The sequence below is a fragment of the Ensifer sp. Root127 genome (genome assembly GCF_001425225.1).
GTDB classification, from domain to species: Bacteria; Pseudomonadota; Alphaproteobacteria; order Rhizobiales; family Rhizobiaceae; genus Ensifer; species Ensifer canadensis.
Map to the genome: position 1 here is coordinate 265,466 of NZ_LMDX01000054.1, position 24,760 is coordinate 290,225.

At 62.3% G+C, this 24,760-nt stretch carries 19 protein-coding genes and 1 pseudogene; 2 read left to right on the forward strand and 18 right to left on the reverse strand.

From position 1 onward, the window contains the following. Positions 1-319 precede the first annotated feature (319 nt). The 14 genes from ASD03_RS36425 to ASD03_RS36495 all read right to left on the reverse strand — a co-directional run bounded on the left by ASD03_RS36425 (position 320) and on the right by ASD03_RS36495 (position 17,709). Positions 320-3,244 carry a DNA translocase FtsK gene (locus ASD03_RS36425; protein WP_057219070.1) on the reverse strand — a complete coding sequence of 975 codons (2,925 nt, stop codon included), beginning with the start codon at positions 3,242-3,244 and terminating at the stop codon, positions 320-322. 350 nt (positions 3,245-3,594) lie between these two features. Further along, entirely contained in the window at positions 3,595-4,650 is a 1,056-nt protein-coding gene (repB, locus tag ASD03_RS36435) for a plasmid partitioning protein RepB (RefSeq protein WP_057219074.1), read from the reverse strand. A 5-nt stretch (positions 4,651-4,655) separates the two neighbouring features. Next, a complete protein-coding gene (gene repA, locus ASD03_RS36440; protein ID WP_107027553.1) occupies positions 4,656-5,909 on the reverse strand; it encodes a plasmid partitioning protein RepA in 1,254 nt (417 codons plus the stop codon). Positions 5,910-6,186: 277 nt separating this feature from the next. Further along, the gene (locus ASD03_RS36445; RefSeq protein WP_057219076.1) at positions 6,187-7,626 is read right to left on the reverse strand and encodes a M20 family metallopeptidase; all 1,440 of its coding nucleotides are present in this window, start codon (positions 7,624-7,626) and stop codon (positions 6,187-6,189) included. A 114-nt stretch (positions 7,627-7,740) separates the two neighbouring features. After that, entirely contained in the window at positions 7,741-9,285 is a 1,545-nt protein-coding gene (locus tag ASD03_RS36450; protein ID WP_057219078.1) for an ABC transporter substrate-binding protein, read from the reverse strand. Between the two features lie 53 nt (positions 9,286-9,338). After that, on the reverse strand, positions 9,339-10,196 hold the full coding sequence (locus tag ASD03_RS36455; RefSeq protein WP_057219080.1) for a serine hydrolase: 858 nt from the start codon (positions 10,194-10,196) through the stop codon (positions 9,339-9,341). Between the two features lies 1 nt (position 10,197). Continuing rightward, the gene (locus tag ASD03_RS36460) at positions 10,198-11,826 is read right to left on the reverse strand and encodes an ABC transporter ATP-binding protein (RefSeq protein ID WP_057219081.1); all 1,629 of its coding nucleotides are present in this window, start codon (positions 11,824-11,826) and stop codon (positions 10,198-10,200) included. Further along, positions 11,823-12,641 carry an ABC transporter permease gene (locus tag ASD03_RS36465; protein WP_057219083.1) on the reverse strand — a complete coding sequence of 273 codons (819 nt, stop codon included), beginning with the start codon at positions 12,639-12,641 and terminating at the stop codon, positions 11,823-11,825. Before ASD03_RS36465 ends, ASD03_RS36460 begins: the two co-directional genes overlap by 4 nt. After that, on the reverse strand, positions 12,638-13,582 hold the full coding sequence (locus ASD03_RS36470) for an ABC transporter permease (protein ID WP_057219085.1): 945 nt from the start codon (positions 13,580-13,582) through the stop codon (positions 12,638-12,640). Before ASD03_RS36470 ends, ASD03_RS36465 begins: the two co-directional genes overlap by 4 nt. Before the next feature lie 264 nt (positions 13,583-13,846). After that, positions 13,847-14,026: a hypothetical protein gene (locus tag ASD03_RS36475; protein ID WP_057219087.1), complete on the reverse strand. Its 180-nt coding sequence runs from the start codon at positions 14,024-14,026 to the stop codon at positions 13,847-13,849. Between the two features lie 345 nt (positions 14,027-14,371). Further along, a complete protein-coding gene (locus ASD03_RS36480) occupies positions 14,372-15,499 on the reverse strand; it encodes an NAD(P)-binding domain-containing protein (protein ID WP_107027552.1) in 1,128 nt (375 codons plus the stop codon). 61 nt (positions 15,500-15,560) lie between these two features. Continuing rightward, the gene (locus ASD03_RS36485) at positions 15,561-16,049 is read right to left on the reverse strand and encodes a GAF domain-containing protein (RefSeq protein WP_057219089.1); all 489 of its coding nucleotides are present in this window, start codon (positions 16,047-16,049) and stop codon (positions 15,561-15,563) included. Positions 16,050-16,202: 153 nt separating this feature from the next. Beyond that, entirely contained in the window at positions 16,203-17,105 is a 903-nt protein-coding gene (locus tag ASD03_RS36490) for a LysR family transcriptional regulator (RefSeq protein WP_025429218.1), read from the reverse strand. 217 nt (positions 17,106-17,322) lie between these two features. Then, entirely contained in the window at positions 17,323-17,709 is a 387-nt protein-coding gene (locus ASD03_RS36495) for a hypothetical protein (protein WP_025429219.1), read from the reverse strand. Positions 17,710-18,101: 392 nt separating this feature from the next. Here ASD03_RS36495 and ASD03_RS36500 point away from each other — a divergent pair, with 392 nt between their 5' ends. Then, the gene (locus tag ASD03_RS36500; protein ID WP_057219091.1) at positions 18,102-19,319 is read left to right on the forward strand and encodes an SfnB family sulfur acquisition oxidoreductase; all 1,218 of its coding nucleotides are present in this window, start codon (positions 18,102-18,104) and stop codon (positions 19,317-19,319) included. Positions 19,320-19,399: 80 nt separating this feature from the next. Next, positions 19,400-20,774: pseudogene (locus ASD03_RS36505) on the forward strand (LLM class flavin-dependent oxidoreductase). 357 nt (positions 20,775-21,131) lie between these two features. Here the strand turns inward: ASD03_RS36505 and ASD03_RS36510 are convergent. The 4 genes from ASD03_RS36510 to urtD form a co-directional block, all read right to left on the reverse strand. After that, a complete protein-coding gene (locus tag ASD03_RS36510) occupies positions 21,132-22,358 on the reverse strand; it encodes an acyl-CoA dehydrogenase family protein (protein ID WP_057219093.1) in 1,227 nt (408 codons plus the stop codon). Between the two features lie 138 nt (positions 22,359-22,496). Beyond that, positions 22,497-22,955 carry an Rrf2 family transcriptional regulator gene (locus ASD03_RS36515; protein ID WP_025429223.1) on the reverse strand — a complete coding sequence of 153 codons (459 nt, stop codon included), beginning with the start codon at positions 22,953-22,955 and terminating at the stop codon, positions 22,497-22,499. Positions 22,956-23,255: 300 nt separating this feature from the next. Next, positions 23,256-23,951: an urea ABC transporter ATP-binding subunit UrtE gene (gene urtE / locus ASD03_RS36520; protein ID WP_057219095.1), complete on the reverse strand. Its 696-nt coding sequence runs from the start codon at positions 23,949-23,951 to the stop codon at positions 23,256-23,258. 40 nt (positions 23,952-23,991) lie between these two features. Continuing rightward, a complete protein-coding gene (urtD, locus tag ASD03_RS36525) occupies positions 23,992-24,756 on the reverse strand; it encodes an urea ABC transporter ATP-binding protein UrtD (protein ID WP_057219097.1) in 765 nt (254 codons plus the stop codon). Positions 24,757-24,760: the final 4 nt, after the last annotated feature.

Sequence of the window (24,760 nt, forward strand, 5' to 3'; positions counted from 1 at the left end):
ACTACCAAGACTGCCTAATGGGCCAGGAAGGTGTGCTTTGCGCCGGAGCGGAACCCAAAGGACTTGCGGATCAACACCCGCCGAAGACTACAGCGCCGCGCGTCTTACTTAGACGCGCAAAGGTCGCTGTAGCACTTTGAATTGCTTCATGTTTTTATCCTTAAATCGAATAGGATTTAAGGAATCTGGCAGTAGACCTCTGCGCCAGGTAAAATCCCGCAAATGAAAAAGGCCGCGAAGCATTCCCTTCGCGGCCTTGTTCATCGATATTCAGAGTAGAGACGCACGACACATCACACTGCGCCGTGCGGGCGCCTTCTCAATCCATGTCGTCGCTATCAGGCGCAATCGCATGGTCACGATTGCCATGGATGATCTCACGCTTGCCGACATGGTTGGCAGCGCCGACAAGGCCTTCCTTCTCCATGCGCTCGACGAGCGAAGCGGCACGGTTGTAGCCGATGCCCAGACGCCGCTGGATGTAGGAGGTCGAGCACTTCTTGTCGCGCAGCACCACCTTGACGGCCTGGTCGTAGAGTTCGTTGCCGTCCTCCGAGGCCATCGCCGTCTTGTCGAAGACAGCGCCCTGCTCTTCCGCGGGCTCCTCTTCCTCTTCGTCCGCGGTAACGGTCTCGAGGTATTCGGGCCTGCCTTGCGTCTTCAGGTGGGCGACGACGTGCTCCACTTCCTGGTCCGAAACGAACGGTCCATGGACACGGGCGATCCGCCCGCCGCCCTGCATGTGCAGCATGTCGCCCTGGCCGAGCAGCTGTTCGGCCCCCTGTTCGCCAAGGATGGTGCGGCTGTCGATCTTCGACGTCACCTGGAAGGAGATACGGGTCGGGAAGTTGGCCTTGATCGTGCCGGTGATGACGTCGACCGAGGGGCGCTGCGTCGCCATGATCAGGTGGATACCGGCAGCACGCGCCATCTGCGCCAGCCGCTGGATAGCACCTTCGATCTCCTTGCCGGCGACCATCATCAGGTCGGCCATCTCGTCGACGATGACGACGATATAGGGCATCGGCGCCAGATCCATTTCCTGCTGCTCGAACAGCGCCTCGCCGGTGCCCTTCTCGAAGCCGGCCTGGACCGTGCACATCACCGGCTCGCCCTTTTCGCGGGCAGCGGCAGCACGCTGGTTATAGCCGTCGATATTGCGAACGCCGAGGCGCGACATCTTGCGATAGCGGTCCTCCATCTCGCGCACCGCCCATTTCAGCGCCATGACGGCCTTCTTCGGATCGGTGACGACGGGGGTCAGCAGATGCGGGATGCCGTCATAGACGGAGAGTTCGAGCATCTTCGGATCGACCATGATCAGGCGGCACTCTTCCGGCTTCAACCGATAGAGCAGCGACAGGATCATGGTATTGATCGCCACCGACTTGCCCGAACCGGTGGTGCCGGCAACGAGCAGATGCGGCATCTTGGCGAGTTCTGCAATGACGGGCTCGCCACCGATCGTCTTGCCGAGGCAAAGCGCCAGCTTGCAGTTCGTCTTGCGGAAATCGACGGATTCGATCAGCTCGCGGAAATAGACCGTCTCGCGCGTCGCATTCGGCAGTTCGATGCCGATGACGTTGCGGCCGGGCACAACAGCGACACGGGCTGATAGTGCCGACATCGAGCGGGCGATGTCGTCGGCCAGGTTGATCACCCGCGAGGATTTGACGCCGGGCGCCGGTTCAAATTCGTAAAGCGTGACAACCGGCCCTGGCCGGACATGGATGATCTCGCCACGCACGCCGAAATCTTCGAGCACGCTTTCGAGCAGCCCGGCATTCTGTTCGAGCTGCTCCTGCGACATGAAGAAGCCGCGGCCTTCCGGCGGTTCCTGCAACAGGTCTTCGGCCGGAAATTCATAGCCGTCGGCGTGCGCGAAACGCTCGGTCGCGCCGATCGGCGGCAGAAGCGAAGGTGCGCGCGAGACCTGGGCGGGCATGGTGATAGCCGCCTTTGAGACTGTCGCAACGGTGCGAACAGGCTCTTCCTCGGCCATAAGCGATGTGATCTCGGCCGGTTCGACCGCAACAGGTGGAACGGATGCGATTTCCGACGGCACGATCATCGGCTCCGGCGCATCGCGCGCGGGGTCGATCGCTACGGGTTCTGCCAGTGCGGGCACAACGGCGGCAGGCACCGATGGCACCTCAGCTGCCGGGCGGCATTCGACAACGCGGAACAGCGACGTGATCGCCGTCGGCGGCATGCGCTTGATTTCGACTGCCTTGACGGGAATTGGGGCCGGTGCCGGTGCCGGCATCGACACGACAGCGGCGGGCGTGAAGGAAGCGGGCACCGCTGTGTCGACGAATGGCTTCGGCTGCACAATGGCTGCCTCTGCCGGGCCGTCATCCAGGGTGGAGGGGCCAAACTCGAAGAAGGCGAAGTCCGACAGAAACGACAGACGCGTGTCGGCCGGGGCTTCTACTGCCCCCGCTGGCTCGACTATCTGCGTCGGTTCAACGGGTGCAGCCAGCATTGCGATCGCCACAGGCGCCTCGTTCGCGGACTGGGCCGGCAGGCTCGGCCCGATTGCAGAGCCAGCAACGGTAGCGTTGGGCGCCAGGTTGGCCGCGCCTGCCTTTGGCGCCGACGACCAATGCGGCAGCTGGCTCGTGAGAACGCGCAGCAGCTCGGAGGGGCTGTAGGAAGGCAGGGCCTGCTCAGGCACGGGTGCGGGCATACGCACGGGAACGACATCGACCATGTCCGGCGATCCGACGGGGGCGACGGCTTCGATGGCCGCAGACGCTGCTTCCACGGGCTCTGCCGCGGCGACGACATTTTCGCTTGAGGCAATCTGTTCCTCAGATGCGACATCGCTGTCGCTGTCCGAAGGCGCGCGGCGCTTGGTAAACTCCCGTTCCGGCGTGCGGGTGAACCGCACGTTCGGCGCCAGGAAGAAGTGGCTCTCCCACGTTGAATCGCCGTAGTGGCCAGCGATCTCCGACAGGGTCGGCAGCGGCTCGTCGGTCGACGTCGTCACCTGGGCCGGCGCATAGGCCGTGCCCTGGCCATAGAGCCGGGCAGCGCGGCCGACATGCGCCGTCGCGTCCGATTGCTGGTTGGCTGGTTTGCGAGGCGCGGCAGGCGCCTCGTACAACTGGTAGGGATCGACTGGATCCACGTCATGGGTGGGCATATCGCTCAACGCACCGTCCTGCGGATCGTCATAGTAATCCGCCTGGTTTGCATCATGCAAAGCTGCCTGAGAGAAGTTTGTCCTGGGAATACGCATGGGTCCTGGAAGAGCTAGAGACATCGCCGAGGGGCCTGCTAAGCGATAGAAAATGAAGGTTAACAAGTCCCTTCCAAAGGCCGCTTGAAAGACATCAGGCGCGCCGTTCAACCCGGCAAAACGACCGATGAAACGGCCGCAATCCCCATCCCGCTCAAGGGCATCGCGCCATTCTGTCGCTGGCAGAACCTGGCCGAAAATATTTCTTCCGGATTGTCATTTTGGCACGTCGCGGCGCAGCAGGGGCAACCGCTTCGGTCGGAGATACGGACCATAACGAATCGGGCCGGCGTGACCTTGTCACGCCGGCCCGAGAATGACCGCCATAGGCTCGGCAAATTCCCGAGCGATCAGCTCCGGCGCGCAGCGACGAAAGCCGCGTGATGCCTGGCCAGAAGCTCGATCGCTTCATCGACAAACGCCGGGCTGACATTGGCCGAAAACTCGATCCGTGCACTCTTTCCGTCTCGTCTCAGCTTGGCAAAGGCCTGGCCGTTCTCGTCGGTGAGAACCTCGGGTTTGGCCGGATCCTGCCTTTCGGTACGCGACAGACGCGCAAAGACGAACTGGAAGCGCTGGTCGCTGTCGGCCTCGAGGAAACGCCTCAGACCAATCTCTTCCTGCGCCTTCTGCAGCGCCTGCTCGCCCTCAAGCAGGCCGCCGATCGCCATCCAGCGTTCGCGACCGACCTTGGGCGCCGGACCGATTGCCCGTGCGATTGCCATCGGAACGCTTTCGGCGACCTGGATCAGCCGCGACAGCTCGCTCTTCTGGACGGCGAGCGCATCGCCGATCACCTTTCGATCAAAGCCGCGCTCGGCCAGGGCCGAGGCAAACAGCGCCCGCTCGATAAAAGACAGGTTGCGGCGTTCGGCGTTTTCCTTGCCCTGCGCCAATACAAGTTCGTCGTCGGTCAAGGACCGGACGATGGCCTTGACCTTGATGCCGAGGCTGCGGACGGCGTTCAGCCGGCGGTGGCCATAGGCAGTTTGATAGCGGCCCTGCTTTTCCGGGTGCGGGCGCACGAGGATCGGCGACTGCTGGCCGTTTTCGCGGATGCTGTCGCCAAGCGCCAGGAAGTCCGGATCGTCGAGCTCACCATCGGTCAGGCGGTCGCCGACGAACGAGGCGTCGACCAGATCCGGATCAAGTTCGACAACGCGCTCGCCCTGATGCAGCGCCTCGCGCAGCGATCGCGCCTCTTCTGCCTCGCGGGTGATGCTGCCAAGCGAAAGGCCCATGGCCTTGATGGCGCCCGAGGCCGCACGCGGTGTATCGGCAGCAGGTGCGGCAGGCGTCAGCGTCTTTATCTCAGCGGAGCTCGTCGCATTGGGTTCGGCGCCAGGCGCAGGCGCTACGTTTCCGGAAAAGAGTGCGCGCAGTTCGTTCTTGCGGTTGCCAGCCATGTATTTTAGCGCCCCCAGGCCGCATGAATGAGAGCTTCGATCTCGCCGTTGACGGAATTCAAGGATTCGATCGCGCGGTCGTAGGTCGCGCGGGTGAAATTCTCGCGACCCACTTCGTACAGCGTCTGCTTCGTCAGACCGGCATCGGAAACGGCGGTCGACTTGACCATCGCCGAGGTCAGGACACGGTCTCCGAACAGCGAGCGCATGAAACCGACGATCTGCGCCTGCGGCCCGTCGTTCGGCTCGAAGCGGGTGACGAGATAGCGCAGGAAGTCGAAGTTGAGTTCGCCGCCCGCCTCGCGCACGACGCTCAGGAGGTCCGAGGTCATGTAGAGAAACTGGTTCATCGACGCGACGTCGAGCATCTGCGGATGCACGGTGACGAGAACCGACGTCGAGGCGCAAAGCGCCGACAGCGTGAGATAACCGAGCTGCGGCGGGCAGTCGATGACGACGACATCGTAATCGTCGGCAACGCTTGCCAGTGCCGACTGCACCCGTGCGAAGAACAGCGGGCCGGCATCGGAGCCGCTATGGCGGGCGCTGAGTGCCTGCGGCGTCGTATGCTCGAATTCCTGCAGTTCCAGATTGCCCGGCACCAGGTCGAGCCCGTCGAAATAGGTCGGACGGATAATGTCCTTCAGCGGCCGCGCTTCGGCGTCGTAGCGGATGGCGCCGTAGAGCGTGTCGTTGCCGGTGAGGTCCAGCTCCGGCTGGTAGCCGAAGAGCGCCGAAAGCGACGCCTGCGGGTCAAGGTCGACGGCGAGAACCCGGTGGCCGGTCATGGCGAGGTATTGCGCGATATGGACCGACGAAGTGGTCTTGCCGGAACCGCCCTTGAAGTTGGTGACGGAAATGACCTGCAGGTGCTCGCCGCGCTCGCGGTCACGCCACTTCAGGTAGCTGCGCGCCTTGGCGGCATTGCCCTTGGCAAGTGCCTGCTCGGCAAGGTGGCGGCGAAGCGCGTTGATGTCGGACAGCGAATAGGAGCGGCGACCGCCGGTGCCGGTATCGGGTTGAGGCCCCTCGCCCGCAAGCGACAGCTGGCGCAGGTAACCGTCGGAAACGCCGATCAGCTTGGCCGCCTCGCCTGAGGTGAAGCTGCGAAGCGTCTTCATCGCCGTTGGCGGAAACAGCCGCTCGCGCATCGCCTTCAGCTGTTCGGAAAGGGCGCGCGCATCGGCCGCGATCGCTTCGTCGGCTGGCTGGCGGGCGTGGGAAGGGTCCGTCCCGGATCGCGTCTGTGTTACCGTCATGTCCATTCCCGCCATGCTCCTTGCGCGCTTTCCCGCACCATTGACACCGGGATGCACTAACAGAGATTTAATTCAGATACGCCTAAACGGCACATATTCACAAAATTCCGTAACAGAGATGCCGCAGACAATGATTCGCGTCAAGGCATCGAGCCGAGTTCGAACATCCCGGCCGGCAAGATCCTGCACGCTTGCGAGACGGAAGAGACAAAAAGGCCGCCGGCCCAAGGGCGGCGGCTCGTCGTGACGTCGCGTGAACGCGATTGCCGTCGAAGGATCAGAGCTTGGGACCGATATGATCGGGGATCGGGCACTGGTAGGGCTTGCCTTCGGTCTTTTCCCGCCACTCGGCCTTTGCCTGCGCCAGCAGTTCCGGATCGAGGATGAGATCGAGACCGGTCGTCGCCAACGACTTGGCCGCGTGGGCGAAAGCCTTGTGTGCCGCGGGGCTCTTGCCTTGCGCTACCACCTGCCAGGTGTGCGGCGCGGTGCCGATCGCCCAGGCGGGCGCCCAGCATTGCGCCGTCGGCGTCACCCAGCTGACATCGCCGACATCGGTGGATCCGGCGCGAAAATGCGACTGACCCTCGAAATCGCGCAAGCCCAGATGGAGACCACTCGATCCGTCCATCCGGCTGTTGGAGAAGACGTCGCCCTTGATCTGGTAAAGTCGGATGCTGCTGGCGATCGCCTCCGGAGTCATGGTCTTTTGGATATCGCGGGCAAATTCAAGGTCTGCCTCATCGAAGGGAACCGGTCCGAGCGCGACCATGTTCTGGTGGATCGCCGTTTCAAGCGTGATGTTCGGCAACAGATTGGTGGCGGCGCGATCGAAGACGATCTCGACCTCCGTCTCCGTCATCATCGCAGCGCCCCTGGCGACCTTGTCGATGCGGGCAGCCAGCGCAAGCGCCTCAGGCATTTGCGGCGCACGCACAAGATAGAGCGCTTCGGCGCGCGCCTGGACGACGTTTGCCGCCTTGCCGCCGGCGTCGGTGATTGCATAATGCACGCGGCAATCCTGCGGCATGTGCTCGCGCAGGAAGTTGACGCCGATATTCATCAGTTCCAGCGCATCGAGGGCGCTGCGTCCAAGATGGGCGCCGTTCGAGGCATGGGCGGCGACCCCCTTGAAACGATAGTAGATTTCAAGGACGGCGAGATTGTTGGTCGAGCGCACGCCATTGAAGGGTGCTGGATGCCAGGTGAGTGCGGCATCGACATCGGCAAAGGCGCTGGCGCGCGCCATGAAAGTCTTGCCCGAGCCGCCCTCTTCGCCGGGGCAACCATAGTAGCGAACGGTGCCCGGCAGATTGTTCTCGCGGAGATAACGGGCAAGCGCGACTGCTGCCAGCAGCGAGCCGGTGCCGAGCAGATTATGCCCGCAGCCGTGTCCAGTGCCGCCGTCTTCAAGCGGCTTTGCCTCGACCACCCCGGCGATCTGGCTCAAGCCCGCAAGCGCGTCGAATTCGCCGAGAAGGGCAATGACCGGGCCACCCGCGCCGGCTTCACCGGTAAAGGCGGTTTCGATATCGGCCGTTCCCCGCGTGATGCGAAACCCGTGCTTTTCCAGCATCGCGATTTGCGTTGCCGCCGACTGGTGCTCGCGAAAGCTCAGTTCGGCATAGTCCCAGATCGCGTCGCTCATGGCAGTGAATTCGGGCTTCAGCTCTTCGACGATATCAGCAAGAGCGGCGACGACGGATGGCTGGGGCATGGATATTCCTCTTGCGGGCAACATGGGGGCCGGCCGCATTGGCATTTCTGTCTTCAGATGGAGGGCGGCGGCATGGCTGCCGCCACCTGATATGGTGTCTGGCCGGGCCGCGACTTAGTCGTCGAGCGTGACTTCCCAAAGCCGGGTGTTCGACTGCCACACGGGCTCGCCGTGCAGCTTCTTCGTCGCACCCCAGATGTCGACCATGTCGTACATGAAGATGCCGGGGACCTCCTCGAGCATCAGCTTGTGGAACTCATCGAAAATCGCCTGGCGCTTTGCCTGGTCGGCCTCGACATAGGCGGACTTCATCAGCTCGATTGCCTTGGGGTTATCCCACATCAGCGACGCGTTCTTGTCCTTGTTGCCGACATAGAAGCTATACATCAGCGCCGGATCGAGGCGGGGTGCGACCGATTGCGAGATCACCTGGTAGTTGCCGGAACGGCGACGGTCGACCTGGGTCGCATAGTCGAGCACTTCGATCTGCACGTTAAGCCCGACTTGCTGCATCATCGCCTGGGCGACGACGGCGGCCGGGAAGCTCGGCACGTTGCCGCGCTTGTTGGCGATGATGGTGATCGGCTCGCCCTTGTAGCCGGCGTCCGCCAGGTCCTTCTTGGCCTTTTCCAGGTCCATCGGAAACTTCGTCTTCTGCGCGTCCGAATAGAAGATCGAGTCTGCCGACACCATCGAGGTATTGGTTTCGCCCGTACCGTTCGAGACGGCAGCAACCAGTTGGTCGAGATCAAGCGCTTCGGCCATGGCGCGACGCACGGCCACGTTGCTCAGAACCTTGTCGCGGGTCTGGAAGTAAAGCAGGTTCTTGCCGTTGTTGCGCTTGACGATCAACTGCATCGTCTCGCTGTCCTTGAACTCCGAAATCAGGTCGGCGGACACCTCGGCCGTATCCAGCGCGCCCGACAGCAGACCGGTTTTCACCGTCGATGCATCGGGGATGACCATGAACTTGATGCCGTCGACCAGCGGCCGTTTGGAGCCGACCATGCCGTCCGGCTTGCCGTCATTGGCAGGCGAGACATAGGCTTCGTTCTTTTCGAGACGGACATACTCGCCCTTCTTCCACTCGGCCCACTTGAACGGCCCGGTACCGATGGGAGCAACGAAGGCGCCGTCGGCGCCGACAGACTCCCTGGCGATGATGCCGGTATAGCCGCATTCCGGACGCGCCATCAGGCCGAGAAAGACCGCCGACGGTTTTTCGATCGTCATCGTTATCGTGGCCTGATCGACGGCCGTGACGGCCGATACCTTGATCGTCTTGCTGCCGTCGAAATCGCCGGCGCAGGTCCACTTGGTGTCCGCGGCCATGTAGCGGTTCCAGTTCCATACGACGTCGTCGGCCGTGACCGCATTGCCGTTGTGGAATTTCACGTCGTCGCGCAGCTTGAACGTATAGGTCAGGCCATCGGGAGACACTTCGAAGCTCTTGGCGACGAGCGGCTTTACCTCGCCGTTCTCGGCGTAGCCGACGAGACCTTCGACGATGTGAAAGATTACGGAATCGGTGTTGCCGTCGCGGTTGACGCCCGGGACGTTGCTGCGGATATCGGAGCTCTGCGCGACCACAAGGTCACGCGCTTCGGCAAAGCCGACGGCGCTCATCAGGATGGTGCCGGCAAGGAAGATTTTGTTCATGGTTCCACTCTTCTCCAGTTGTTTCTTGTTGGTTTGTTGCGGTTGATTTCGGCTCAAAACGCGTCCCAGCAGGCCTGCGACAGCTGGCCGATGGTTTCGAGCGCAATTGTGTAGCCAGGCGTGCCATCGGCCATCACTTGCGGCACGGCGTCGGTGAAGACGGCGATGCCGTAGAGCGGCCGACTGTTGCGATAGACGAGACCTGCGTCCATGCGACCGCGCTTGCCGCGCCCGGACTTGCTGGCGACGACGGCATCGAAAGGCAGGCGCGAACGGATGCCGTAGCGCAGCACCTGGTTCTTCAGCGTCTGCAGCGCAAAGCGGCAGAGGTCGACCGAAGTGCCGAGGCGTGCAGCAGCGGCCTCATCGTCCTGTGCCGCCAGGATCAGTTCGAGCAGCAATATCTGGTCACCAGCCGTCGTCGTCGTCACCTCGCCGAGCGAATGGTCCGGCTTCAGGCCAAGCGGCGGGATCAGAAAACGGTGGTGAGTGCCGGCCATGCCGATCGCCTTGCAGTAGCTGTCGACCTCTTCCAGCGTCAGCCGCTCCAGCACCATCTTGGTGCAGACATTGTCGCTCAAGACCATCATCCCGACGATGGCGTCGCGCAGCGGGATGACGATGCCAGGCGTCATGTAGCGGAACATGCCGCTCGCAACCTCATGCTTCAGCCGCTCCTCGTAGGTGATGGGCGTGTCGAGATCGAGCCGGCCCTCGTGCGCTGCCTTCAGCGCCGCCATCATGATCGACGTCTTGCGGGTGCTGGCCGAAGGCGTCTCCTCGTTTTCGCCCCGTCCGATCGTCTCGCCGGTCTGAAGGTTGCGAACGAGGAAGCGGGTGATGAATGGCTGGGCGTCGGCGATGGCATTAAGCCGTTCGGCTGTCGTGGCGGTTTTGATCGCTACGGTCATGTCAGGCCTCCAGGCGCCATTTGAGGGTGACGCCACCCGTGTGATTGAGATCGAGCGCGGGGATCGCCGAAAGCAGTTTGCGCGTATAGGCTTCCTGTGGCTGGTCGAAGATCCGGTCGCGATCGCCCTGCTCGACGATGCGGCCGTCCTGCATGACGATCACCCGGTCGGCGACCTGCTCGACGACGCCGAGGTCATGGCTGATGAACAGGCAGGAAAACCCGTAGCGCTTCTGCAGATCGGAGAAGAGTTCGAGCACCTGCGCACGCACCGTCACGTCGAGCGCCGAGACCGGTTCGTCGGCGATGAGGAACTTCGGCCGCCGGGCAATCGCCCGGGCAATGGCGACGCGCTGGCGCTGACCACCGGAAAGCTCATGCGGATAGCGGCTGGCGAAATCGCCGCTAAGACCAACTTCTTCGAGCGTTTCGAGCGCGCGCTTGCGCTTGGCCGCACCCTCGAGATCGGGCACCAGCCGGAGCGCTTCTTCGACCAGCGCCTGGATGGTCATGCGCGGGTCGAGCGAAGAGTAGGGATCCTGGAAGACCATCTGGCAGTTCAGCCGATAATCACGCCAGTCAGCGCTGCGCTCGCGCCCCTGGAAGAGGATCTCGCCTTCGGTCTGCTGGACGAGACCGGCGATCGTACGCCCAAGCGTCGTCTTGCCCGAGCCGGAGCCGCCGACAAGGGCGACGACTTCGCCGACATGGATGTCGACGCTGACGCCGTGAAGCGCGCGCTTCGGCGCCTGCTTGCGGAAGAGCCCTTTGCGGCCGGGATATTCCACCACGATGTTGCGGGCCGACACCATCGGCGTGCGGGACATGTCGAGCTCGCGCGGTGCCGCCCGAAACGGCAGCGAAGACAGGAGCTTGCGGGTATAGGGATGCTCCGGTGCGCTCAGAATGTCCTCGGTCGTGCCCTGTTCGACGATCACGCCTTTTTCCATGACGACGAAGCGATTGGTGTAGCGCGCCACCATCGGCAGGTCGTGGCTGATCAGGAGAACGGCCGTGCCTTCCGCCTTGGTCAGTTCGACCATCAGCTCCATGACGTCACGTTGCACCACGGCGTCAAGCGCGGTCGTCGGCTCGTCGGCAATCAGCAGGGCCGGCTTCAGCAGCATCACCGAGGCAAGCATGATGCGCTGGCGCATGCCGCCGGAAAACTCGTGCGGATAGGCGGCAAGCGCCCGCTCCGGCTCGCGCAGACCGACGCGCTTCAGCATGTCGAGTATCGCAGCCCGACGCTCGTCGGCACTCTTCTTCGTATGCAGGATCAGGCCTTCTTCGAGCTGCCTGCCGATGGTCATCGACGGGTTGAGCGAGGTCATCGGCTCCTGGAACACGACGCCGATCTCGCCGCCGCGCAACTGCCGGAGGTCGCGATCTTTCATCGACAGGACATCCCGTCCGCGGTAACTGATCGTGCCGCCGGCATGGCGCACGGCAGGCGGGATCAACCCGATGATGGCGCGGGTCGCGAGCGTCTTGCCGGAACCGGATTCGCCGACGATGCCGACGATTTCGCCGGCGCCGACGTCGAAGCTGACATCCTTGACCACCTGGTTGCCGTTATGGGCGACAGCCAGCGACAGGTCGCGAACGCTGAGTAGGGAACTGCCGATCATTTCAGGCCTCGCATGCGGGGGTCGAGCTTGTCGCGGAGCGCGTCGCCGAGAAGGTTGATGCCGAGTAGCGTCAGCGCGATGCAAAGGCCGGGGAAGAAACCGAGCCAGACGGCCTGTTCGATGAACGGGCGGCCCGCAGCCAGCATGTTGCCCCAGGTCGGCGCCGGTGGCGGCACGCCAAGGCCGAGAAACGACAACGCGCTTTCCGACAGGATTGCCCAGCCGAACATCGAGGTCGCCAGCACGGTAATCGGTGCCAGGCAGTTCGGCAGGATGTGGCGCAGCATGGTGTAGATTTCGGCATTGCCCATGACGCGCGAGGCTTCGATGAATTCGCGTTCGCGCAGCGACAAGACGGCGCCGCGCACCACACGCGCCATCGACGGCGTGTAGGCGATGCCAAGCGCGAAAATGATGCCGTACTGGTTAGCCCCGAAGACCGCGAGCAGCCCGAGCGCCAGCAGGATGCCTGGAAAGGCGAGCAGTGCGTTGTTGACGGCCATGATGACGCCATCGACCCAGCCGCGGGCATAGCCGCTGATGAGGCCGATCAGGGTGCCGCAGACGACCGCGAAGGCGACCGTCAGACATCCGATCCAGACGCTGGCGCGGGCACCGATCATCAACCGGCTGGCAACGTCGCGTCCGAACTCGTCGGTGCCGAGCCAATGGGCGGCACCGGGGGCGGCCAGACGCGAAGTGAAGCCCAGCGCGCTGGGATCGTAGGGCGTCCAGAACACGCCGATCAGCGCGGTGATGACCAGAGCGGCGATCAGTCCGCCGCCGATGACGCCGTTGAAAGTGAGCTTTCTCATTCTGCCACCACCCGCGGATCGAAGAGAGGATAGAGGAGGTCGACCACGAGGTTGACGACGACATAGGAGAAGGCGACGAGCAACAGGCAGCCCTGGATCACCGGGTAGTCGCGCTGGAAGATGCTATCGACCATCAGACGGCCGAGGCCGGGGATGGTAAAGACCGTCTCGATGACCGCGATACCGCCGAGCAGATTGCCGAGGATCAGGCCGATCATCGTCCAGGTTGGGCCGAACGCATTCTTGAACGCATGCTTCCAGAGGACGGCGCTTTCCGACAGTCCCTTGGCCCGTGCATGGGTGACGTAATCAAGCCGGAGAACCTCGAGCGTCGAGGCGCGCGCCATGCGGATGATCACGCCCATTTCGTGGATGACCAGCGTCATGACGGGCAGGACGAGGTAGAGAAGGCCCGCCGTCCAGTTTTCCGAGATCGGCACGTAACCGAGCACCGGCAGCCAGCCGAGCTTCAGGCCGAAGGCAAGCAGCAATAGCAGGCCGAGCCAGAAGGTCGGGATGGACAGAAGCACGGTGGCCGTGCCGACCAGCGCCAGGTCCGTCAGGCTGTTCTGCCGCCAGGCGGCGATGACGCCGGCGGGAACGGCGATCAGGCTCGCGAGGAACACGGCGATGACGACGATCTCGGCGCTCACCATGAAGCGGCTCAGCACCAGATGAAGCACCGGCTCGTCGGTGACGATCGAGCGGCCGAAGTCGCCGGACAGGATGTTGCCGGCCCAGATGACGAACTGCTCGGGAATGCTTCGGTCAAGGCCGAGCACGCTGCGCATTTCGGCAATCTGCTGCGGCTCGGCCATATCGCCGAGCATCAGCGCGGCCGGATCGCCGGGAATGAGACGGATGAGCGTGAAGACGGCAACCGAGACAATGACGATCGTCGGTATCGCCATCACGAGACGATTGAGTATGAACTTGATCATGGGTTCCCCGTACTGAGAACAGCCTGGCGCGACATCGCGATTCGGCCCTCCTGCCGGCTTTTCTTGACACGACTATGATCGAATGGAAAAAACCGCGCAATATTATGAGGAATCGTCATAGCTCTATGACGAAGGGATGACATGGGAGCTGCCAAAGGGGCCGATAACGTGCGGCATCATGCGCTGGGCGGAAGTCGCGCTTGCAGTCGGGGAGCATTGCCCTGCGATGCCGACGCAAAAAGACAGTCAGCGATGGACTTTAAATCACCAACGGATGTTGAAACCGATCTCGAGATCGGGAAACAGGTGGCCGCCGCGCTTGCCCGTGGCGCTGATGGCTGAGGCGATGCCGACCATGAGCACGCCGAAGACGATGCCGGCAAACACAAACCGAACTGTCATGGCGGCCGGTTGGCGCTTCTTCTGCGTTGCCTGCAACATCATCCGCGACCGTATCCTTGCATCACTTTCGAGCACGACCAGACGAAATCACTGGTGTCATTGCCCGATGACGTGAAACGCCACGCGCATCGGCCGGCATTTACGGGAGTAATTCCCGCAAGCTGGGGTCGCTTTGGCTCGACGCTTGGCTCTTCAAAGCGCCTTCGGGAATCACGTTTAAGGTATGACGCAACGTCCGGCTCAAGCGGAGTTTTGGGCTGATATCGAGGGTCGCATCCTTTGGACGCATTGCCCGAGGGTCGGTGCCGTGACGGGCCGATGGATGTGCCGGGCACAATCTCTGCGGGACACCGACGTCAACGCCGAAGAGATCGCGTCGGCCGGCGATTAGAGCAGCTGAAGGTGATCGGCGAGCTCGCGGGCCGCGGCACCGCCTGCCCGGTTCGCACCGATGGTGGAAGCCGACGGGCCGTAACCGACGAGATGGATCCTCGGGTCTTTTGCCACCTGTGTCGCAAGCCGGCCGGTCATCAGGATGCCGCCATCGGCATTGCGCAGTTGCAGCGGCGCCAGGTGATCGAGCGCGCTTCGAAAGCCGGTACTCCAGAGAATGACGTCGACTTGCTGCTCGCGACCATCCGGCCAGCGCACGCCATGCTCGGTGATTTCGGCAAACATTGGCTGGCGCTCGAGTGCGCCGCGTGCGCGTGCGGCAAGGATCGCCGGCGTCACCGGAATACCGGTCACGGAGACGACCGAGCCCGGCGGCAGACCGCGGCGTACGCGTTCCTCGACCATGGCAACGGCAGCGCGTCCGACCTCGGGGGTAAACGGCTCTTCACGGAAGGCCGGCTCCTCGCGCGTGACCCATGTGGTCGATGTCACCTTGGATATTTCATCGAGCAGCTGGATCGCGGAGATGCCGCCGCCGACGACCAGCACGTGCTGCCCGGCAAACTGCCCGGCGGTCTGGTAGTCCTTGGTGTGCAGCTGACGCCCCCTGAAGAGATCCGATCCCGGATAGGGTGGAATGTAGGGAGACTCCCAGGTGCCGGTGGCGTTGATGATGCCGCGGGCGGCATAGACGCCGGCGTCGGTCTCGACCCTGAAACGCTCGCCCCGCTCGCAAACGACCTTGACGGCAACCGGTCGGTGCACGGGAAGGTCGAATGCCTTCTCATAGGCGCCGTAATACTGCGGGACGGCGACGGAAGCGTGGACTTCGCCCATGCTGGTATCGACGGCGTCGGCGAATTTCATGCCGGGAAGATCGTGAATGCCATTGACGGTGCTCAGCGTCAGCGACGGCCAGCGAAACTGCCAGGCGCCGCCCGGCTGTGGCGATCGGTCGACAACGACATATTGCATCTGAGGCGATAGCCCGAACCGGCTCAGATGATAAGCCGAAGACAGACCCGCCTGTCCGGCACCGATGACGACGATGTCGATCTTGCGGGCGACGCGCGCATGCGTCTCGGCCTCGCTGGCGGGGGCAAAGGCGTTCTGGATGTCCATCATCACGCAGCCAAGACCGAAGGCTGATCACTGCTCATCAGATCATCCACGGCGGCGACTTTCAGCCAATCGCCGCGGCAAAGATCGCGGCCAGTTTCTCGATGCCGGCCTGATCGTCCCGGTCGAAACGCGCCGGTTTAGGACTATCGAGGTCGATGACACCGATCACCCGGCCATGGCGTCGGACGGGAACCACGAGTTCGGAGCGGGATGCCGCATCGCAGGCGATATGGCCAGGAAAGGCGTGCACGTCTTCGACCAGGATCGACTGCCCCTCCTTTACGGCCGTGCCGCAGACGCCGCGGCCGACAGGAATGCGCACGCAGGCTGGCTTGCCCTGAAATGGCCCGAGCACCAGTTCGTCATCGGAATCGAGAAAGTAGAAGCCGGCCCAATTGAGATCGGGCATCGTCTGATACATCAGCGCCGAGGTGTTTGCGGCGTTCGCGATCATATTGGGCTCGCCATGCAGCAGCGCTTCGAGTTGCTGCGCCAACTCCCGATAGAATTCGGTCTTGTCGCCTGTGTCGATTATGGTCGCCTGGAACATGATCTCTTTCACTCACTCATCGTATGGACTGGCAATGTAGTGTCGCGCCCGACGTTTGCCAATTGCAGCGCGTCCGCGCCGACGGCGAAACGGAGCGCTGGCGGAAAACGGTTCGACAAACGCGACCCGACGCCGATGTCCGGATTCAAGCCCTCACGGCTCTTGTGAAGTGGCGACCTGTCGCTTCAGGCAATCGATCATCGCCTGAGCCGCAATCGACAGCGGCACGCCGGCGGCGGTTGCGACGCCGAAATCCTGCGTCAGGTGCGGCGTAAAGCTCCTGATTTCAATCGGCAGATGCCGATGCAGGTTGGCGAAAAAACTGCTGATGATCGCAACGCCAAGATCATGGGCGGCATAGGCGCAGGCCGAGCTGTTGCTGTGCGTCTCGATCTTGACCTTTTGCGGCACGCCCGCCTTTCGAAAGATCTCGTCGAGCATGACCCGGGTCGGCCGCCGGCGACCGATCAGGATCAGCGGTATGCCCCTGAGTTCCTTCGGGGTGACGTGGTCGAGCGCCGTCAGCGGATGGCTCTTCGCCATGACGCAGACGCTGACGCCGCCCGCCACCGGCTGCATTTCGAGGCTGGCGCTCAGTTGCCCCTCGTAGCGCAGGAAGCCGAAATCGATGATGCGCTGTTCGACAAGGCGGGCAATCGCCACGGTCGTATCGAAGAAGGTTTCCACACGCACGCCGGGGAAATCCTTGGCATAGTCCGCCAGCATCGCCGGGGCGAAGCTTTCGGACATGCTGTTCGGCAGGCCGATGCGCACGACTTCCGGGCCGACGGCGCCGCTGCGAAGATCCTGGGCGAGATTGGTGAAACGATCGATCCCGAGCAGAATATGCTCGGCATCTTCGGATAGCTTTAGCGCCTCGGGCGTCGGGATCAGCCGGCCCTTGTCGCGCGCAAACAGCGTCAGCGACAGGTCCTCTTCCAGTTGCTGCAGCAGACGGCTGACACCGGACTGGCTGAGCCCCATGGTTTTCGCCGCCGCGATCGTCGAGCCGGTGGCAAGCAGGGTGCGCAGCACTTCCAATTGTCGAAAATTCATGCCGGCTCCGCATCCATCCCATTGCCATCTTCTCCGTGTTTACGAAAAGGCGGACAATCTAGGAAGCCGTATTCGACGGCAGCGGCACGCGTGCGATTACTCCGCGTGGGCAGAACAACTGATGCGCAAGGCCAGGATGGACCGTAGGATATGGAGGTGGTGGGTGCCGAAGAGCACGCGTGCGCTCTCCGGCTTGTTCAGGCTGTCTCGTCGTCGATCAGACGTCGACGCGTAGCGATGGTTTGAAGCGCTCGGCAAAGACCTCGATCGAGCCGCTGCCATAACGACGCAACTGACGTTTGGTCAGAACGGACATGACGCGCGCCGCCGTTGAAAACGTCATTTTATCGAGCGGACCGTCGCCAATCCAGGGTTTGCTTAGTCGATCGGTGACGATGCCGATCATGTTTGCAGGCATGATATCCGTGCAAGGTTTCATCCAGTCGAAGACGACCCTGATCGGCAGCAATTTGCCTTCAAACGAAACCACGGGTTCAGGCATCCCCTCGCCCCAATCATCATAGGCCTCAAGGGCATCTCGAAAGAGATTTTGCAGGATGATGGAGGCATGCCCTTCATGAAGAGCGGGCAGCAAATTCGTCATTTGTGTCTCCTTCAGTGGTTAAGGCCGGGAAACGCGAATGGCCAATACTGTCAGCATGTATTTGTCATCGTGCCGTGTGGCCGGTACTTTGACGACCACACAATCGATAGACTGCGGGCCATGGCGAAATGCAGAAGCGCGACAATGGTTCCAAGCGACCGGCAACTTTTTTTGAAATTTTTTGAGGACGGCGGTTTTGGAACTGCACCCGCTACGCCCGGTCGACAGCCAATTCGTGCTCCATATCGCTGTATCGGCTTGAAAGGGCCGACCATTCGTCAGAACATCAGGAACGAAAAACTAATATCCATATATTCCATAGAATATACGATCTTACCTGAAATCGCCAGATAATTCACAGATATGCGCCACTATCGAAATGGAGCGATCACATGGGAACGATCTCGCAGCTTTCCGAGAAGACGAAGCTCCCGGCATACCGGATCGGAAGCGAGGAGGAGGCGCTGGAAATCGCGCGCGAACTCGCGGGCGAATTTGCCAAACGATCAAACGAGCGGGATACCGACCGGATCCTGCCTTTCGATGAGCTCGACACCCTTGCCCAATCCGGTCTCCTCGCAATCACCGTGCCCTCCGACTATGACGGCATCGACGTTTCCAACGCGGTGCTGGCGGAAATCACCGCCATCCTGTCCGAAGCCGACAGTTCGATCGGCCAGATCCCGCAAAACCATTTCTATATTCTCGAAGCGCTGCGCACCGACGGCACGGAAGAGCAGAAGAAGTTTTTCTTCGCACGGGCTCTTGCCGGCGACCGCTTCGGCAATGCGCTTTCCGAAAAGGACACAAAAACCGTCGGCGACTACGCAACGCGCCTGACGCCTGATGGTCTTGGCTACCGCCTCAACGGCCGCAAGTTTTATTCGACCGGCGTGCTCTTTGCCGAATGGATTGTCGTGTTCGCGCTCGACCCGGGCGAAAAACTCACCATGTCTTTCCTGCCGCGGGGTGCCGATGGCCTGCAGGTCATCGACGACTGGGACGGCTTCGGGCAGCGCACCACCGGCAGCGGCACGACGGTGCTGCAGAATGTATACGTCACGGCCGACGCGGTGGTGCGCCATCATCGCGGCTTCGAACGTCGGACGACGATCGGCTCGGTCGGCCAGATCATCCACGCCGGCATCGATCTCGGCATCGCGCGCGCCGCCTTCGCCGAGACGCTCGGCTTCGTGCGCAACCGGGCACGACCCTGGATGGATAGCGGCATCGAACGGGCAGCGGACGATCCACTGACAATCGCCCGCATCGGACAACTCGCAATCCGCCTTGAGGCGGCGACCGCCATCGTCGAGCGTGCCGGCAAGAAGGTCGACATCGCCCAGATCAACGGCACCGATGAGGGCATCATCGAGGCGACGTTGGCGGTCGCCGCCGCCAAAGTGCTGACAACAGAAATCGCACTCGAAGCCACCAACACACTCTTCGAACTCGCCGGCACGTCGTCCACCCGCATCGGACTCAATCTCGACCGCCACTGGCGCAACGCCCGCACCCACACGCTGCATGATCCCGTGCGCTGGAAGTATCACGTCGTCGGCAACTATCATCTGAACGGCGTCGCCCCACCGAAGAACGGGGCACTCTGACCCCTGCCCTGATGCCGCCCTTCCCCGGAAGGTCGGCACCGATCTCCCGAGCGATTGCAGCTTTCCACGAGGTGACGGATATGAGCCGCGAAATCCGGCTGAATGCCTTCGACATGAACTGTGTCGGCCATCAATCGCCAGGGCTTTGGACGCATCCGCGCGACCAGTCGTGGCGTTACAAGGATCTCGACTACTGGGTGCATCTGGCAAAGACGCTTGAACGCGGCAAGTTCGACGGGTTGTTCATTGCCGATGTGCTCGGCGTCTATGACGTGCTGAACGGCAATGTAGAGGCGGCGCTCCGGCATTCCGCCCAGGTTCCCGTCAACGACGGCGCACGCGACTGAGCATCTGGGCTTCGGGCTGACGGCCTCGCTGTCGTTCGAACATCCCTACACCTTTGCACGGCGGATCTCGACGCTCGACCATCTGACGAAGGGCCGCGTCGGCTGGAACATCGTCACCTCCTATCTTAACAGCGGTGCGCTCAATATCGGCCAGGCGCAGCAGACACGGCACGATGATCGCTACGACATCGCGGAAGAATATCTCGAGGTCTGCTACAAGCTTTGGGAAGGCAGTTGGGAAAACGACGCGGTCGTGCGCGACCGGGCAAGCGGCATCTTCACCGATCCGGACAAGGTGCATGCGATCAACCACCAAGGGCGGCATTTCACCGTGCCGGGCATCCATCTCAGCGAACCGTCGCCGCAGCGCACGCCCGTTCTCTACCAGGCAGGCGCCTCCAGCCGCGGCAAGGATTTTGCCGGCACCCATGCCGAGTGCGTCTTCGTCGCAGCCCCCTCGAAAACCGTTCTGAAGCGATACGTCGCGAATGTGCGCGAGGCGGCCGAGCGTGCGGGGCGCAATCCGCGCGACCTCCTCACATTCAATCTCCAAACCGTGATCCTCGGCGAAACCGATGCGGAGGCGAAGAAGAAGTTCGATGAGTATCGCAGCCATGTTTCCTATGAAGCCGCGCTGGCGCTAATCTCCGGATGGACCGGCATCGATTTCGGCCAGTTCGCGCCGGACGAACCGCTCCGCCACCGATATACCAATGCGGTCCAATCTGCGGTCGAGACCTTTACGACGATCGATCCCGATAAGGTCTGGACCGTACGCGAAATGGCCGAGTGGGTCGGTATCGGCGGCTTCGGCCCCGTCTTCGTCGGCTCACCGCAAACGGTCGCAGATCTGCTGCAGGAGTGGGTCGAAGACACGGATGTCGATGGCTTCAACCTTGCCTATGCCGTCACGCCCGAAACCTTCGAGGATGCGGTCGATCTGCTGGTCCCGGAGTTGCAGAAGCGCGGCGTCTACAAGACCAGCTATCGCGAAGGCACGCTGCGGGAAAAGCTGTTCAGCGCCGGCCCACGGCTCTCAGCACCCCATCCCCGCGCAGGCTATCGGGAACTCACCGGAAACGCGCAGGCGATCGCGGCTTCCGCATAGGGGCATACTCGGCAGAAATTGCTCGATGGCTGGGGGCGCTCGGATCCTCGGTGCGCGCAAGAGTATAACTATGCATACGTGGCAGTCGTACGCCTCTCGCCGTCATCCTCGGGCTTCACCCGAGGAATCGATGCGCCCATCGCGAGAAACGCGATCTGACCGCCACGGCTCGAGGCAGATGGATGCTCGGGTCAAGCCCGAGCATGACGGAAAGACAGACAGACGCCGATCAAAGCCAGCGCCTTGCTCGTCAGCGGGCCGGACCCTGTCAGCAGCCCAAGCGCCCGGAAGGATCCGAGCGCGTTCCATCGGTGCCAGTGCCCGATGGTCCGTCCACCGGGCCCCGACCTCTCGAGGTCAGCTGTATAGGCTCACAGGCGGGATTCGGCCATTCAAAGCAAAGTCGCCGACCTCGCGGGCCTTGTAGAAAACAGGGTCGTGCAGCGTGTGGGTGCGAACGTTGCGCCAGTAGCGATCGAAGCCATAATGTGCTGCCGTGGCACGCGCACCCATCAGTTCAAAAACCTTCGTCGTCACATCGAGCGCCACATGGGTGGCGTTGACCTTGGCGGCATAGGCTTCAAGCGCTGCTTCCCCGCGCTCGCGCTCCGTCACCGACCGCCCTTTCGACAACGCAGCCTCGACAACGCCCACCGCAACGTCGGCCAAAGCGACGGATGCTTTCAAGGTAGCCTGCAACTCGCCGACGCGTTCGAGAATGTAGGGGTCGTCGCTGGCACGAGCCACGCCTGAGGTGATCCAGGGTCGCGTGGTGGTTCTGACATAGTCGATTGCGGCGGCGAGCGCGCCTTCCGCCGTTCCGAGATAGAAATTGACAAACACCAGCTGGATCAGCGGCGTGTTGAACGTCGCCTGCACCGCAGGCGGATCGGACGGGTCGGCAAGCGGCAGGATGAAATCACGCTCGTAGACGGGAAAGTCTCGAAACTCGACGCTGCCGCTGTCGGACAGGCGCTGGCCGATATTGTCCCAATCGTCATGGGCGACATAACCCGGCCGGTCCGTCGGCACGACGAAATTGGCGATCTTGCCCTCGAACTCAGCGTTGACATTGATGCGGTCGGAAACGTGCGCGCCGGTCGAAAACGTCTTGCGACCGTTGAGCACATAGTGGCCACCGCGCCGCTCAAGGACCAGCCCGGGATCGCGCGGATTGACGGCTGCGCCCCAATAGAGCTGCCGCTCGACTGTTTCGGCGCCGAGAACCCAGGCCTGGTTCGGATCGGCGGCCGCCCAGTAGACATACTGGCTGTTGACATAGTGATAGCCGAGCAATTGGCCGATCGAGCTTTCGCCGCGCGATATGATCCGGACGAGACGCAAGCCGTCCACCCAGCTCAAGCCCGCGCCGCCAACTTCAGGCGCATGCAATGCCGTCAGCAGCCCCGCCTGACGCAGCGCTTCGATTTCGTCGCGGGGCGGCAGGCCCAGGCGATCGAGTTCAGCGCCGCGTCGGGCGAGCTTGCCCGACAGTTCGCTCGCCTTCGCAAACAGAAGCTGGCGCTTTTCTTCCTGTTCGGTATTGGCCGGTTCGGGTTCCCGGAGGAAATGCACGTTGCTCATTCGCCTCTCTCCATTGGTTGAGGCGAAATAGTGCATTTATTCTATAGACACTAACAGAAACGGGATTTCAACTCGCAGGCGCCAGCGGGAAAGTCCTACCCGCCGCTGCCGAGAAGACGGCCGTTGACCTCAAGACGGTCAGCCGACTTCAACATCTCTGAGCGCCACGATCTCGGTGGCGTTGTCGTTGGCTGCAAACTGTTCGAGCGTCATATTGTCGAGGATCGACGCAACGGCATCACGCACGTCGCTCATCGATTTGCGCACATGACAGTTGACCGGATCGGAACAGTCGTCACAGGCTTCGAACGCCGTGCGGCTCGCACAGCGGATCGGCGCCAACGGCCCGTCCAGCGTGCGGATGACCTGGCCGATGCGAATATCGGACGCCGGTCTGGAAAGCGAATAGCCGCCGCCCGGCCCCTTTTTCGAGCGCAGGATCCCGGCATTGCGAAGCTCGAGCAGGATCGCATCGAGGAACTTCTTCGGAATATTGTTGCGGGTGGCGATTTCAGTGATGAAGGCGGTTTCGCCGGGCTCCAGTTGAGCCAGGTCGACAAGAGCCTTCAGCCCGTATTTACCCTTCTTGGTCAACATTGCACTTCGCTTTCCTGAACACAAAGGCCGCCACAAGTCCGTTCCGCACCGACGTTGGTATCACCGGATGCAACGGGTTGTGACGGCCGCACTGTTTTCGCTTAAGATGCCATACACCGAAACCGGGTCACTCTCAAGAAATTACGTAAGTTTCTGCATAGATTTTGTGAATTTTATTGTCGAATCTAAGGCGGAGCAGCAATGATTTGCTCATCTGGCCCGACGCCTCTTCGCTGGTGATTGCCGCCGGCAAAATTCCGGGCCCGCCGTCATCGATTATGGTGACGAGACCGTTCCGCTTCAGACCGTGAGATGACGCCGCGCCTCGACCGTGTCCAGCGTCTCCGGCGGCCCCTCATGCACCACGGCACCGCGATCCATGATGTAGACGTGGTCCGCGAGCTCGCGGCAGAAATCGAGATATTGCTCGACCAACAGGATCGCCATGCCGGTCGAATCGCGGAGATAGCGGATCGCCCGGCCGATATCCTTGATGATCGACGGCTGGATGCCCTCGGTCGGCTCGTCGAGCACGAGGATGCGCGGACGGGTGACGAGCGCCCGGCCGATCGCCAATTGCTGCTGTTGGCCACCGGAGAGATCGCCGCCTCGGCGCCCGAGCATCGAGCGAAGCACGGGAAACAGGTTGAAGACATCCTCCGGTATCGAACGATCGCCGCGTTTGACCGGCGCGTAACCAGTTTCGAGGTTCTCCTTCACACTCAGCAGCGGAAAGATCTCGCGCCCCTGCGGCACATAGCCGATGCCCTCCTTGGCGCGGCGATAGGGCGCCATGCCGCCGAGCGCCACGCCATTGAAGGCGATCGCCCCGGCACTGACCGGATGCTGCCCGGTGATGGCGCGAAGCAGGCTCGACTTGCCGACGCCGTTGCGGCCAAGCACGCAAGTGATCTTGCCCATCTCGGCACCGATCGAGACGTTGCGCAGCGCCTGGGCGGCGCCATAGTGGAGATTGACGTTTTCGACGCTCAGCATGAAGGCGTCCTTTCCTTGGGCGGTTGGCAAGCGACCGGTGTCAGCGGCCGAGATAGTTTTCGATCACCTTCGGATCGCTGCTGACGAAATCGATCGAGCCTTCGGCCAGCACCGAGCCTTCGGCGAGACACGTCACCTTGACGCCGAGCTCGCGGATGAAGCCCATGTCGTGCTCGACGACGACGACCGAGCGTGTCCTCGCGATCTCCTTGAGCAGGATTGCCGTTTCGGCCGTCTCCGCGTCGGTCATGCCGGCCACAGGCTCGTCGACCAGCAGCAGTTCCGGCTCCTGCGCCAGCAGCATGCCGATCTCCAGCCATTGCTTCTGGCCATGCGACAGGTTGGCGGCAAGATCGTCGCGCCGGGCGCTGAGCCGGATGGTCGTAAGGATCTCATCTATCCGCGCCTTGTCGTCCGCCGTCTGACGATAGAACAGCGTCGGGAAGACGCCGCGGCTGCGATTGAGCGCCAGTTCCAGATTGTCCCAGATGGTGTGGCTTTCAAAGACCGTCGGTTTCTGGAACTTGCGGCCGATACCAAGGCTGGCGATTTCGGCTTCATCGCGTTTGGTCAGGTCGATATCGCCCTTGAAGAACACCTGCCCCTCGTCCGGGCGGGTCTTGCCGGTGATGATGTCCATCATCGTCGTCTTGCCGGCGCCGTTCGGGCCGATGATGGCGCGAAGCTCGCCCGGCTCGATCACGAAGGAGAGCGAATTGAGCGCCTTGAACCCGTCGAAGGAGACCGAGACGCCATCGAGATAGAGCAGGCTTTTCGGTTTCGTCTGGCTGATCGTCTGGTTCATGCCA

What these genes read in the sequence shown, in the direction of transcription:
- ASD03_RS36425 (WP_057219070.1), bottom strand. Translation starts at nt 3,244, where the DNA reads ATGCGTATTCCCAGGACAAACTTCTCTCAGGCAGCTTTGCATGATGCA.
- repB (WP_057219074.1), bottom strand. Translation starts at nt 4,650, where the DNA reads ATGGCTGGCAACCGCAAGAACGAACTGCGCGCACTCTTTTCCGGAAAC.
- repA (WP_107027553.1), bottom strand. Translation starts at nt 5,909, where the DNA reads ATGACGGTAACACAGACGCGATCCGGGACGGACCCTTCCCACGCCCGC.
- ASD03_RS36445 (WP_057219076.1), bottom strand. Translation starts at nt 7,626, where the DNA reads ATGCCCCAGCCATCCGTCGTCGCCGCTCTTGCTGATATCGTCGAAGAG.
- ASD03_RS36450 (WP_057219078.1), bottom strand. Translation starts at nt 9,285, where the DNA reads ATGAACAAAATCTTCCTTGCCGGCACCATCCTGATGAGCGCCGTCGGC.
- ASD03_RS36455 (WP_057219080.1), bottom strand. Translation starts at nt 10,196, where the DNA reads ATGACCGTAGCGATCAAAACCGCCACGACAGCCGAACGGCTTAATGCC.
- ASD03_RS36460 (WP_057219081.1), bottom strand. Translation starts at nt 11,826, where the DNA reads ATGATCGGCAGTTCCCTACTCAGCGTTCGCGACCTGTCGCTGGCTGTC.
- ASD03_RS36465 (WP_057219083.1), bottom strand. Translation starts at nt 12,641, where the DNA reads ATGAGAAAGCTCACTTTCAACGGCGTCATCGGCGGCGGACTGATCGCC.
- ASD03_RS36470 (WP_057219085.1), bottom strand. Translation starts at nt 13,582, where the DNA reads ATGATCAAGTTCATACTCAATCGTCTCGTGATGGCGATACCGACGATC.
- ASD03_RS36475 (WP_057219087.1), bottom strand. Translation starts at nt 14,026, where the DNA reads ATGATGTTGCAGGCAACGCAGAAGAAGCGCCAACCGGCCGCCATGACA.
- ASD03_RS36480 (WP_107027552.1), bottom strand. Translation starts at nt 15,499, where the DNA reads ATGGACATCCAGAACGCCTTTGCCCCCGCCAGCGAGGCCGAGACGCAT.
- ASD03_RS36485 (WP_057219089.1), bottom strand. Translation starts at nt 16,049, where the DNA reads ATGTTCCAGGCGACCATAATCGACACAGGCGACAAGACCGAATTCTAT.
- ASD03_RS36490 (WP_025429218.1), bottom strand. Translation starts at nt 17,105, where the DNA reads ATGAATTTTCGACAATTGGAAGTGCTGCGCACCCTGCTTGCCACCGGC.
- ASD03_RS36495 (WP_025429219.1), bottom strand. Translation starts at nt 17,709, where the DNA reads ATGACGAATTTGCTGCCCGCTCTTCATGAAGGGCATGCCTCCATCATC.
- ASD03_RS36500 (WP_057219091.1), top strand. Translation starts at nt 18,102, where the DNA reads ATGGGAACGATCTCGCAGCTTTCCGAGAAGACGAAGCTCCCGGCATAC.
- ASD03_RS36510 (WP_057219093.1), bottom strand. Translation starts at nt 22,358, where the DNA reads ATGAGCAACGTGCATTTCCTCCGGGAACCCGAACCGGCCAATACCGAA.
- ASD03_RS36515 (WP_025429223.1), bottom strand. Translation starts at nt 22,955, where the DNA reads ATGTTGACCAAGAAGGGTAAATACGGGCTGAAGGCTCTTGTCGACCTG.
- urtE (WP_057219095.1), bottom strand. Translation starts at nt 23,951, where the DNA reads ATGCTGAGCGTCGAAAACGTCAATCTCCACTATGGCGCCGCCCAGGCG.
- urtD (WP_057219097.1), bottom strand. Translation starts at nt 24,756, where the DNA reads ATGAACCAGACGATCAGCCAGACGAAACCGAAAAGCCTGCTCTATCTC.